This is a genomic window from Arthrobacter sp. Cr_A7 (assembly GCF_029222765.1).
GTDB lineage: Bacteria > Actinomycetota > Actinomycetes > Actinomycetales > Micrococcaceae > Arthrobacter.
Genome location: NZ_JARHXQ010000237.1, coordinates 1 through 11,286 on the forward strand (window position 1 = coordinate 1; position 11,286 = coordinate 11,286).

General features: G+C 66.4%; 9 protein-coding genes. 1 reads left to right on the forward strand and 8 read right to left on the reverse strand.

Features of this window, described 5'->3' with window-relative positions:
• Position 1 precedes the first annotated feature (1 nt).
• From P2Q66_RS14000 to P2Q66_RS14035, 8 genes are all read right to left on the reverse strand, one after another.
• Positions 2–1,180: an IniB N-terminal domain-containing protein gene (locus P2Q66_RS14000; protein WP_079597499.1), complete on the reverse strand. Its 1,179-nt coding sequence runs from the start codon at positions 1,178–1,180 to the stop codon at positions 2–4.
• Between the two features lie 165 nt (positions 1,181–1,345).
• Positions 1,346–3,403, reverse strand: coding sequence for a LuxR C-terminal-related transcriptional regulator (locus tag P2Q66_RS14005; protein WP_275729032.1), 2,058 nt, complete (start codon positions 3,401–3,403; stop codon positions 1,346–1,348).
• A gap of 16 nt (positions 3,404–3,419) precedes the next feature.
• A complete protein-coding gene (locus P2Q66_RS14010; protein WP_275729034.1) occupies positions 3,420–5,477 on the reverse strand; it encodes an Hsp70 family protein in 2,058 nt (685 codons plus the stop codon).
• A 152-nt stretch (positions 5,478–5,629) separates the two neighbouring features.
• Positions 5,630–6,709: a c-type cytochrome biogenesis protein CcsB gene (gene ccsB / locus P2Q66_RS14015; RefSeq protein WP_275729036.1), complete on the reverse strand. Its 1,080-nt coding sequence runs from the start codon at positions 6,707–6,709 to the stop codon at positions 5,630–5,632.
• Positions 6,709–8,430, reverse strand: coding sequence for a cytochrome c biogenesis protein ResB (locus P2Q66_RS14020; RefSeq protein WP_275729039.1), 1,722 nt, complete (start codon positions 8,428–8,430; stop codon positions 6,709–6,711). The genes ccsB and P2Q66_RS14020 overlap by 1 nt, the downstream gene beginning before the upstream one ends.
• The gene (locus P2Q66_RS14025) at positions 8,430–9,185 is read right to left on the reverse strand and encodes a cytochrome c biogenesis protein CcdA (RefSeq protein WP_275729041.1); all 756 of its coding nucleotides are present in this window, start codon (positions 9,183–9,185) and stop codon (positions 8,430–8,432) included. The genes P2Q66_RS14020 and P2Q66_RS14025 overlap by 1 nt, the downstream gene beginning before the upstream one ends.
• A 15-nt stretch (positions 9,186–9,200) precedes the next feature.
• Positions 9,201–9,740, reverse strand: coding sequence for a TlpA disulfide reductase family protein (locus tag P2Q66_RS14030; RefSeq protein ID WP_115524877.1), 540 nt, complete (start codon positions 9,738–9,740; stop codon positions 9,201–9,203).
• 104 nt (positions 9,741–9,844) lie between these two features.
• The gene (locus P2Q66_RS14035) at positions 9,845–10,525 is read right to left on the reverse strand and encodes a histidine phosphatase family protein (RefSeq protein ID WP_275729043.1); all 681 of its coding nucleotides are present in this window, start codon (positions 10,523–10,525) and stop codon (positions 9,845–9,847) included.
• A 203-nt stretch (positions 10,526–10,728) separates the two neighbouring features.
• On the opposite strand from P2Q66_RS14035, the gene P2Q66_RS14040 reads away from it, so the two are divergent.
• Positions 10,729–11,277 carry a YceI family protein gene (locus P2Q66_RS14040; protein ID WP_091416957.1) on the forward strand — a complete coding sequence of 183 codons (549 nt, stop codon included), beginning with the start codon at positions 10,729–10,731 and terminating at the stop codon, positions 11,275–11,277.
• Positions 11,278–11,286 lie beyond the last annotated feature (9 nt).

The window sequence follows — 11,286 nt, forward strand, 5'->3', positions numbered from 1 at the left end:
GCTAGCCCGCCGTGGCCTCGGCGTCGTCCGCGGCGAGTGCGAGGTTGTTGTCCTCTACGTTCACATCGGTGTTGATGGAGTTGTCCTCAGTGAACTCGAGCTCGTTGTCGGCGACAACAACGTTGTCCTCGACATTGACCGGGTTGAAGGAGTCCTCGACCTCTACCTCGACATCGGTCTCGGTGGTCTGCGAGTTGTCGTTGAACGAATCGTTCAGCTCGACCTCCGTCTCGGTGGAGTTGTCCTGGAAGGAGTCCTCGATCGCGACTTCGGTGGTCTCGGAGTTGTCCGTGTTGAAGGAATCCTCGAGCTCGACGTCAACCTCGGTGTTCGTCGAGTTGTCGTTGAACGAATCCTCAACGTCGACCTCGGTGTTGGTGGAGTTGTCCGAGTTGTCGTTGAACGAATCCTCGACGTCGACCTCCAGGTCGTTGTTGGTGGAGTTGTCCGAGTTGTCGTTGAACGAGTCGTCGATGTCGGCATCGATGTCGACGTCGGTGTTGAAGGAGTCCTCGATGTCGGTCTCTTCGTTGCCGATGTTGACGTCGCCGCCGGCGCGGATGGAGTTGTCCGTGGAGTTATCCGTGGAGTTGTCCGTGTTGTAGGAATCCTCGATGTTGTTGGAGTCCTCGACGTCGGCGTCGTCGCCGGCGGCGATGGCACGGTCACCGGAAGCGACCACCGAGTCGTTGTCGAACCACTGGGTGACGTCGCCGTCGGCCCAGATGTTCTGGTTCACGGACTGGTCCGTGATGGTGTCGCGGTCATCCACCGTGGAGGTGTAGGAGTAGTTGTTCACGACGTGGTGCAGCTGCTGCACTGCGTGGGCGTGGTCGTCGCCACCGTGGTTGTTGCCGCCGCCGTTGCCGCCGCCGTGGTGGCCGCCGCCGTGGTGGCCTCCACCATGGTTGCCGCCACCGGTGCTGCCGCCGCCGCCGTTGTCGTCAGTGTGGGAGCGGTTGCCGCCGGTGTTGTACTCCCGGTCGAAGCGGGAAGCGTTGACGGTGACCGGAGCGTAGTCCAGGACTACCGGCATTGCGGCGTCGACGTCTGCCGAGCAGACCTTGCCAAGTCCGTGGTCTTCAAGGACCTTCTCCGGGTCATCCAGGAAGTCCTGGGCGGCCTGGCGGTCTCCGAAGAGGTTCATGAGGAACTGGACGAGATCGTTTGCGAGTGTCATTTGAAGGTCCCCTGCTTTTCTATGAGTTGCGGTTCGCCCGGCGTCGTTGCTGGGCTTGAATCAAACGTATGGGCCGGGGGTAGGACCGGGCATCGGGCCGGTTCCCCCTACCGGCAGTCCCCCGCGTGGGGAACCGCCGGGCCCCCGGTTAGGGGCATTAGGGGCTTACTCCTGAGGGGGATTCTCGGAGCTCAGGGCAAGGCGCAGCCGGGCCAGCAGGTCCGAGCGGTTTTCCGCACCCAGGCGGCGGCGCATCCGGGCTATGTGGTGTTCGGCAGTCCTCGGGGAGATGTAGATGGCCTCGCCGATCTCCCGGTATGTCTTGCCCTCAAGCACCAGCCGGGCAACCTCTTTTTCCCGTTCGCTGAGCCCTGATCCGTCCGGCTGCATGCCGTTGCCGGTTTCTGCGGTGGGAGCATTGCGCGTCTCGCCGGAACCCGAGGTTCCGTTGCCCGTGGACGTTCCCTGCGGATGGAGGTCCCGGGCGCAGGACAGCAGGCGCACCATGTCCTTGCGCTCTTCCGCCCGGGCTGCGGCGTGTCCGGCAAGCCTGGCGCCTTCCCACGGCATCCCCACCCTGCCCAAGCCACGCGCGGCGGCCTCGACGTCGGCGGGCTGGAACCTGCCGGCCAGCACCGAAACCCATGCCTTGCCCGCGGTGGCCAGCACGGCTGCCAGGTGGCTGTGGTGCGCGGCCCGGGCCAACGCTGCGGCATGAGGTGCCAGGTCAGCGGGGCTTTCACTGAGCAGGGCGGCCTGGGCAGCTGCCCAGTGGAAAGGCACCGCCCACAGCGGCGGGTTGCCGAGGCGCTCCAGGAGCTGCTTTGCCTCGTCCAGGTAATGCGCCACCCGCCGGGTTTCCCGCAGCCGGGCTGCCGTGATCATCAGCTCACCCCACGGCAGCAGGCTGTAGAGGTCCACGGACGTGTGCAGCATCGCTTCGCGGGCGCGTTCCCACGCCATGACAAGTTCGGGAATTTCGCCGTTCCGCCGGGCGAGGCCCACTTCCAGCGCCGCCCGCAAAAACTCGTCCCGCGGAACCAGGGGCCAATGATTGGCCTTGGAAGCCTCGTTGATGGACAGCCGGGCGTCCTCGAGCTTGTCCTGCTGCATCGCGGACCATGCCTGGAGCAGGTAGAGCCGCGGCTTCGCAGCATTTCCGCCCTGGCCGGCGGCAGTGGCTGCCCGGCAGACCGTCTCGGCGAGATGCGGCTCTCCGCTGTTCAGCGCCGCGAGGGCGGCCAGGGCTGCCGGGGTATCGGGAAGCGGAAGGGCTGCCCCTGCCGCGTTCAGCATGTCTGACGCGTGGATCAGGACCGGCAGCGCCTGGTGCGGATCGCCGGCCAGTGACTCCAGGATTCCCTTACCGGTTTCGGTCATCGCGGCGGCCAGGAGGGTGGGCGATGCCGGGGGTGCGTCAGCTTTGAACACCGCATCGGCTCCCGGCCGGTTGCCGCAGCCCACCATGGCTACGGCGGCCAGCGGCGCCGAGGGTCCCAGCCGGGCGGCACCCAGCCAGCTGAAGGCGTCCGCACCGCGGGCCAGCATGCCGCGCTGCGCCCAGACGGCGGCGGCTACGTTCACGCCCCGGCGTACGTCCGGCGGATCCTCCTGCACCAGGAGGGTGTCGATGATCCGGGTGGCTGCGTCCAGGTCCCCGTCCCCGGCTGCGGCCTGGGCACGCCGCGCGGCCGTGGCTATTTCGTCGGCTCCTGCCAGCAGGGCTTCATCGTAGAGCTGGCAGGCCAGGCCGGGGTCGTGTTCCAGCGCCTTGTCCGCCGCATGCTCCAGCTCTGCCGCCACGCGCTGGTCCGCCAGGCCCCCGCGGGCCAGCTCGCGGGCGAAGTCGCCCAGCGGCTGGCCGTCCGTGACGTACACCGTGACGAGTTCTCGCTGGAGCGCATGGACTTTCGTGGTGGGTGCCACGGTGAGCAGGGCGTGCTGGGCCGGTCCCACCACGGTCCCGTCGGGTGTCAGCAGGCCTGCCTTTTCTGCCCGTTCAACCAGCGCAGCAAGGCTTTCCACCTCGCCGCCGTCAATCTTTCGCTGCAGGTCCGCGGGCAGCGGTCCCGGCAGGGCAAAGCCCACAGACAACGCCAGCAGCAGCTCGCGGACTGCGGCGTTCTCGCCCTTGAGCTGCCGGGCCATGAGCTCTGCAGCGTGGGGTGACTGCCCCGGATGGTTCAGTTCCGCATGAAGGAAGGCCGGCTCTTGCGCGCGCATCTGATGACCCACCATGCTAAGCCGCCGGTTCAATCGCGGTAGTCGGAGCTGGCTCCACAGCAGTTACCGTCGGAGTCGGTTCGGCGGGCGGTGGTGGAGCAACCGTTTCTGATGGCGCCGGCTCCACGGGAACCGGAACACTCGGCGCGGGGTCAGACGGCAACGGATCGATCGGAGTGGGGTCGACGGGTGTCGGATCCACCGGAGTGGGATCGACCGGCGCAGGATCCACCGGGGTGGGGTCAACCGGAGTCGGGTCAACGGGAGCGGGGTCTACAGGGCTTGGATCCACGGTGGGATCCGGAACCGGCGCGCTGGTACCGGGAACAGCAGGATCAGTGGTTCCAGTACCCAGCGTGGGGGTGCCGTTGGGCTCGGTGGTGCCGCCCGGCGTCGTACTTCCGGTCCCTGGTGCCGTGCCCGCGGCACCAGGATCCGCTGCTGCACTGCCCGTGGATCCTCCGCCGGCAACGGCCTTGTCCGCAGGTGTGCTCGACGAGGGCCGGCTGGTGGGCGAGGCCGCCACGTCGAGGCCGGCCTTCTGGGCGGGAGCAGCCTTGTTCACGCCGGCCTCGATGCCTGCCAGCGGTGCTGAGCCATCCCCCGGAGCACCGGCAGCGGGTCCCCCGGCACCATTCCCGCCGCCGCCGGAACCTCCTGCTCCGGCTTCCGGGGCGGCACCAGCTTCCGGGACGAACATGGACGTGAGGTTGGTGAAGCCTTCCGGGCTTTGGGCCGCGGTGGCGGTAAGGACGGTGAAGAGGGCAGCGGCGGCTGCGATGGCTGTGAGCCGCACGGTGGGCTTCGGAGCATGCGCTCCGCCATGGTGCCCGTGTCCCGGGCCGTGGCCCGCTGCCGGGGCGGCGGTCGTCTTGCGGGACCAGCTGGCAAGCCGTACGGGCGCGTGCCCATCTTCCGAAGCGTCTTCGCCGGAGGAAGGCGCGACGGCGGTTCCGTCGGCTTCCGCGGCGGCCCCACCGGGAGCAGCTTCCGGCTGTGCCAGCACTGCGGACACGGCCGCGCCCAGGCAGATGGATGACTTGGGATCGGCGTCCACGGCGATGGGCCGGTCCAGCTGCTCCGAGATCAGCTGCGCCACGAGGGGGATGCGTGATGATCCGCCGATGAGCAGCACGGCGGTCAGGTCCGCCGGCTCGAGCTCAAGCTGTGCCAGGGATTGTTCCAGGGCGTCAACAGTGTCCCGGATGGGTTCTTCGATGAGCTCTTCGAATTCGGAACGGACCAGGCGGATCTGCTGCTGGATGCCGGGGAGGAGCACGGAAATGCTGGCTTCGCTGTCCGAGGAGAGGGCCTCCTTGGCTTCCACGCACTCCCGCCGCAGCCGGGTCAGCGCCGCAAGCACGCCCGGCTCGGCGGTGTCGAGGCCTGCCAGGGCGCCGCCGGTGTTTTCAGCCACGTAACGGAACACGGCAGCGTCGAAGTCGGCGCCGCCCAGGTTTTCAATCCCTTCCGGGCGCCCCAGGAGTTCAAAGTGGTTGGTGCCGGCTTTGCGCAGGACAGCGGTATCGAAGGTTCCGCCGCCCAGGTCGTAGACGGCGATGGTGCTGCCGTCCTCCACCCGCACCTGCGATGCGTAATGCAGGGCGGCGGCTTCCGGCTCCGTCAGCAGGGTGACATTCCCAAGGCCTTTCGCGGCCAGGGCATCGCTGATGACGGAGGTCCGGTGGCTGCCCCACGCGGCGGGGTGGGTCAGGATGATTTCCGACGGCGGTGCGCCCTCGCGCTCGGCCGCCCGGTCAGCCACCCAGCGGGCCATGGTGGCGAAGACGTCCTCGGGAGGAAGGGACAGCGTGCCCACGGAGATGGGCACGGCATCGCCAACACGGCGCTTGAACTCCCGTACGACGCGCCCGGGGGAATCGAGCCCGCGGCGTTCCGCGGCCTCCCCCACCAGGATGGGGCCTTCCTCCGGGTAGTACACCACGGAAGGCACAGCTGACCCGCGAAGGCCCAGCGGCAGGCTCTCCGGGACTGGTGTAACTCCTTGGTGAAAGCGGACAACGGCAGCAGCCGTGAAACTTGTCCCGACATCGATGGCGAGAACGTAACTCATGGAAACCCCAGGAAAAACTTGCGTTTCGCCAGCAACTTCATCACGGGCGAACGTCACCAACGTAGCACCACCCGGGGACCGGGAACACCCCCATTGCTACATCGATTTGTTATTTACCTCGGGCCCACCGGGCTTTCAGATGAAAGCCCTGCTCAGAGGCCTGAGTAGGAGTGAAGACCGTTGAAGAACTGGTTCACGATGGTGAAGTTGAAGATGACACACAGGTAGCCGACGATCGAAAGCCAGGCCGCGCGGGTGCCCGTCCAGCCGCGGGTTGCCCGGGCGTGCAGGTAGCCCGCGTAGACCACCCAGATGACGAACGTCCAGACTTCCTTGGTGTCCCAGCCCCAGAACCGGCCCCAGGCCTTCTCAGCCCAAATGGCGCCGAACATCAGTGTGAAGGTCCAGCCGATAAAGGCAATCGCGTTGATGCGGTAGGAGAGGTTCTCCAGGCTGAGCGCGGACGGCACCAGGCGCATGAAGCCGAGCTTGTCCGCGCCTCCGGCCGCCACGGTCTTCTGGCGGTGGGACTGCACCAGCTGCAGGGCGGACATGGCGAAGGTTAGCGTGAACAGCGCCGATGAGAGCACGGCGATGGAGACGTGGATGATCAGCCAGTAGCTCTGCAGGGCGGGAACCAGGTGTCCTACCGGCGTCCAGTACGCCACGGAGGCGGCGACCAGCATGATGATGGCCAGGCCCACTACGAAAGTGCCCAGGAAGCGGAGATCGCGGCGGATCAGCACCAGGAGGAATACCGCAATGGCCACGAAGGCGCCGGTGGTGAGGAACTCGTACATGTTGCCCCAGGGCACGCGTCCGGCGCCGAGGGCGCGGGTCACGACGCCGGCACCATGGATGAGCGCACCCAGGACGGTCAGGGCCACCGCCACCCGTGCAGGAGCGCGGCGTTCCCCGGCGTACTTCATGTCGGCGTCGGCCGTTGCAGCTCCCCCGGCCACTGCGGACTTCGCCGTGGACGACGACGGCCGTTCGGCCCGGCCCGCCGGCCCGGCAAGGTGGGACTCGCTGCGCGCCCCCGTCCCCGCGGCTACGGGAACCTTGGTGGCCTCTTCAGCCTGCGCGGCTTTGAGGTCGATGGCCCGCAAGGCTTTGCTGCTCTTGGCAAGGTCCCAGGCGAACGCGATGAAGGCGACGGTGTATGTGCCTGCGGCCAGCAGCATAAAGAGCTCGCTGTACTGGCCCATGGTTTCGTTGATTCCAAACGGCATTACTGGTCCTTTTCGGGCCCTTGCGGGCCTGCTGGGGTTGGGGTGGGGGAAGATTTTGCAGCCTGGTCATCCGCCAGCTGCCACTCTTCGGAGAGCAGCTTCCGCAGGGCGGCTGCCTCCGCGGCCAGGCGGTGGTCCTCACCGCGGGCGAGGAGCCCGTATTCCACCATGGTGCGGCCGTCGTCGTGCGTGCCGGTGCGTAACCAGGCCCGGCGGCGGTTGACGTAGAGGGAGAGGATGAGGCCGGCAACGGCGAGGAGCGCGAAGACCAGGGCGTACAGCTGTCCCGGGTTGTGGTGGATATCCACGCCGATATAGCGCTTCACGCCCTCAAAGCTGATGGTGCCCTTGCCGTCCGGCAGGGTGTAGGACGTGCCGGGGGCAAGGGTGATGCCGCCGGCGTCGAGGTTCCGGGCGTTAAGCGGCGTCAGGTCCTGCACATCCAGTTCGAACACGTTCTGCGGGGCGCCGTCATTCAGCCCCAGGTCCCCGTAGTAGGAGTTGAGGGTCAGCTGCGGGTTGAAGAGTTCGGGGTCACCGCTGAAGGACACGCCGTCGTTCGATACGAAGGCCGTGGGCAGGAAGAAGCCGGCGAAGCCCAGCTGGTCCGGCTTGGCATCGGGAACCTTGATCACCACGGAGGAGTAGTAGTTGTCCCCCTGCAGCTTGGCCACCACCGGGCCCTGCATGGCCACATTCCCGTCGCCGTCGCGGATGGTCACCACCGGGGCGTAGCCGTTGCCGGTGAGGTAGATGCTGGTGCCGCCCAGGGTGATGGGATCGTTGACCTTCAGCGTTTCCTGCTTGGCCGGCGCGTCCGGGTTTTCCTTGGTGGTCACGGCAGCGGCGAAGTCGATGGGCTGGCCGAACTTGCCCTGGGACTCACGGTCGAAGGTGATGTCGAACTTGTCCAGCTGGACCGAGTACGGCTGCAGCTGGCCCGACTGGAAATTGGTGCCGGGGTTGAACTGGTCGTAGCCCACCAGGGTGTTCACGAAGGTGTCGCCCTCCACCAGGATGCGCTGGCCGCTGTAGCCGAACAGTCCGCCGACGGCCACCGACACCAGCACGCCGATCAGCGACGTGTGGAAGACGAGGTTGCCCACCTCCTTCAGGAAGCCGCGTTCGGCGCCCAAAGACGGCCGCGCGCCGTCGTCGTCCCGTACTTCTACGCGGTAGCCGCGCTTCTTCAGCAGCCCGGCAGCACTGTGGATGGCATCCGACGCCGGGATGCCGGCGTCGGCGGGAATCACCAGCGTGCCGTACTCGGGAAGGCGGGAGAGCCGCTTGGGGGTCCGCGGCGGCTGGGAGCGCATCGCCTTGTAGTGGGCGATGGCGCGGGGCACCACGCAGCCGATCAGGGAGATGAACAGCAGGAGGTAAATCGCGGAGAACCAGGCCGAGGAGTACACGTCGTACAGCTGCAGGGAGTCCAGCAGCTTGCCGTAGTCCGGGTTGTCCTTGATGTACTGCGTGACCACGGACGGGTTGGCCGGGCGCTGCGGGAACAGTGACCCCGGGACGGCAGCCACCGCCAGGAGCAGCAGCAGGAACAGGGCCGTCCGCATGCTGGTCAGCTGGGTCCACGCCCAGCGCAGCATTTCCTTCGGACCCAGGGCCGGCAGCGCGGCGTCCGCCTTTGCCTCGGCCAGTGTGGCGCCGGGCTCGTTTCCGCCGGCCGGTGCGGAAGACTTTTTCTTTACGTTCACACGCTCGCTCATCAGATTGGCAACTTCACGTCGGTTTGGAACCAGTACTGCAGCCCTGTCACCCAGGTTCCCCAGACGCCGCTGGCCATCAGCAGTCCGAGGACCACCAGGATGCCGCCGCCGGTGCGCTGGATGGCGAGGCGGTGCTTGCGGAAGAACACCATCACGCCCATGCCCCGGCGCAGTGCCAGGGCGATCAGGAGGAACGGGATGCCCAGGCCCAGGCTGTAGACGAACGCCAGGAAGGCGCCCTTGGCGGCCGACGATCCGCCGGAGAGGCTCAGCAGCTGGACGGCGGAGTAAGTGGGACCGATGCACGGCGCCCAGCCCAACCCGAAGGTCAGGCCCAGCAACGGCGCACCCCACAGGCCTGCCGGTGGCTTGGCATGGATCTTGGCGTCGCGCTGGAGCCAGCTGAAGCCGCCCATGAACACCACGCCCATGATGATCACCAGGATGCCCAGGAGCTGGGTGATCCACGCGTTCTGCGAGCCGGTGATCAGGGTGCCCAGTTGTCCGAAGGCACCGCCCAGCAGCACGAAGATCACGGAGAAGCCCAGGACGAACAATCCGATGCCCACCAGCATGCGGCCACGTTTCTGCTTCTGCAGGTCCACGCCGCTCAGCCCGGTCACGTATCCCAGGTAACCGGGAACGAGTGGCAGGACGCAGGGCGAGAGGAAGGAGACCAGTCCGGCGAGCAGGGCCACCGGGATGGCAAGCAGGAGCGAGCCGTTCAGGATGGCTTCGGCGAAGGGGCTGTTCACGGTCCGGGCCAGCCGCTACTCTGCCACGGCGGCAGCGATAAGGGCTTTCAGGGTGCCCTTCTGGATTTCACCGAGGACGCGGGAAGCCACGCGTCCCTGCTTGTCCAGGACCAGGGTGGTGGGAACGGCTCCCGGCGGAACCAGCCCGGACACGGACAGCAGGACGCCGCCGTCCTTGTCATCAAAGCTGGGGTAGGTCAGGTTGAAGGTCTTGTCGAAGGCCTCGGCGGTGGCTTTCTCGTCGCGGAGGTTGACGCCGAAGAACTGCACGCCCTGGTCCTTGAACTCCTGGTGGAGCTCCTCGAGGATAGGTGCCTCAACACGGCAGGGCGCGCAGGCGGCGAACCAGAAGTTCAGCACGGTCACCTTGCCCTGGAAATCGGCAGGGGCCACCGTGGTGCCGTTGAACAGCGTGCCGTTGACCTGGACGGGCGACTTGCGGTCCGCCGCTGCGAACTCGGTGACCGATCCGTCGCCGGCCACATAGTTCTTGTTGTCCCCGGCTTTGGCCTGCTGCGCCAGGGCATCCTCCTGGGCGCAGCCCGAGAGTCCCATGGTGAGCGCGGTCAGGGCCACTCCGCCTGCAGCCAGGAGGCTGCGGCGAGAGCTGATGGGCCCTTGTCCGGCACGGGTATTCCTGAAATTACTGTCGGTCACTACTAGGCTCCAGGGGTGCTGGCGGCACCGGGAAGAAGGGACGCCGCGGGCTCGCTGTACTGGACGCGCAGGAGGGTGCCGTCGTCGTCGAACACCAGGGACGTGATGGAGGTAAGGGTGCATTCCCGCTTCCGCGGATCATGCCACAGAGGCTTGCCTTCGGCGCTGAGGCGGGTGGCCCAGATGGGAAGCTGGTGGCTGACCATGATCGCCTCCGGGCCGGCCGTTCCGAAGTCGCCGTTCGCCAGTTCGATGGCGCGGACGCGCGCTTCCTGCACCGCGTCCATCACCCGGGACGCCTGCTTCTTGTAGGGCTCGCCCCAGGAGGGCCGCAGGGGGTTGACCAGCATAGGCCAGTGCTTGGGCCGGCGGAGTTCCGCCTTGGTGACCTTCATGCCCTCGAAGTAGTTTTCAGCCTCGATGATCCGCGCATCGGTGTGGATTTCCAGGCGCAGGGCCTCGGCAGTGGGTGCGGCTGTTTCCTGCGCACGGTCCAGCGGCGATGCTGCCAGATACGTGATCCTGGCACCGTTGGCAACGCGCTGGCGGAAGTGCTCCGCGAGCATACGGGCCATCTCCCGCCCCAGTTCGGAGAGGTGGAATTCGGGCAGCCTGCCATACAGGACGCCGTCGGGATTGTGTACCTCGCCATGGCGGAGCAGATGGACAGTGGCTTGGGGCATGTTTACCAGTTTCTCAAAGATGGCGTGCGATCCGAAATCTTCTACACCCAGTAGAACTGAAGTTTATGAAGAAATGTTCCGGGATCGGGAACAAAAGATGCAAATGCATGTTTATAGTAGATCCAGCAGTTAGTTGAGACTTCAACATATGAAGCTTCAACAGCAGGACCACCAACAGGCACGCACATACAAGGAGAATCATCATGGCACTTCCCGCAGACGTCACCACCGGCACCTGGACCCTCGACAACTCCCACAGCGAGATCGGCTTCACCGTCCGCCACGCGGGCATCAGCAAGGTCCGTGGCCAGTTCACCGAAGCCGCCGCCACCCTGGACCTCCCCGGTGACGTTGCCGACGCCAAGATCAGCGCCACCATCAACACCGCCAGCTTCGACTCCGGCGACGCCAACCGCGATGGCCACGTCAAGGGCGAGGACTTCTTCGACGTGGAGAAGTTCCCCGAAATCTCCTTCGTCTCCAACGGCCTCGTCGCCAAGGGCAACAGCTACGAACTGACCGGCGACCTCACCATCAAGGGCGTCACCCGCCCGGTCACCCTGGAAACCGAGTTCAACGGTGTAGCCGTTGACCCGTTCGGCAACACCCGGGCGGGCGTTTCCGCTGAAACCACCATCAGCCGAAAGGACTTCGGCCTCACCTGGAACGCAGTCCTCGAGACCGGCGGCGTCCTGGTCAGCGACAAGGTTGCCATCAACCTGGAACTGGCCTTCATCGCCCCCGCTGCATAGTCCTACTTC

Excerpts from the sequence above, each read along its gene's own strand:
- P2Q66_RS14000 (WP_079597499.1), bottom strand. The coding sequence starts at position 1,180 with ATGACACTCGCAAACGATCTCGTCCAGTTCCTCATGAACCTCTTCGGA.
- P2Q66_RS14005 (WP_275729032.1), bottom strand. The coding sequence starts at position 3,403 with ATGCGCGCGCAAGAGCCGGCCTTCCTTCATGCGGAACTGAACCATCCG.
- P2Q66_RS14010 (WP_275729034.1), bottom strand. The coding sequence starts at position 5,477 with ATGAGTTACGTTCTCGCCATCGATGTCGGGACAAGTTTCACGGCTGCT.
- ccsB (WP_275729036.1), bottom strand. The coding sequence starts at position 6,709 with ATGCCGTTTGGAATCAACGAAACCATGGGCCAGTACAGCGAGCTCTTT.
- P2Q66_RS14020 (WP_275729039.1), bottom strand. The coding sequence starts at position 8,430 with ATGAGCGAGCGTGTGAACGTAAAGAAAAAGTCTTCCGCACCGGCCGGC.
- P2Q66_RS14030 (WP_115524877.1), bottom strand. The coding sequence starts at position 9,740 with ATGGGACTCTCGGGCTGCGCCCAGGAGGATGCCCTGGCGCAGCAGGCC.
- P2Q66_RS14035 (WP_275729043.1), bottom strand. The coding sequence starts at position 10,525 with ATGCCCCAAGCCACTGTCCATCTGCTCCGCCATGGCGAGGTACACAAT.
- P2Q66_RS14040 (WP_091416957.1), top strand. The coding sequence starts at position 10,729 with ATGGCACTTCCCGCAGACGTCACCACCGGCACCTGGACCCTCGACAAC.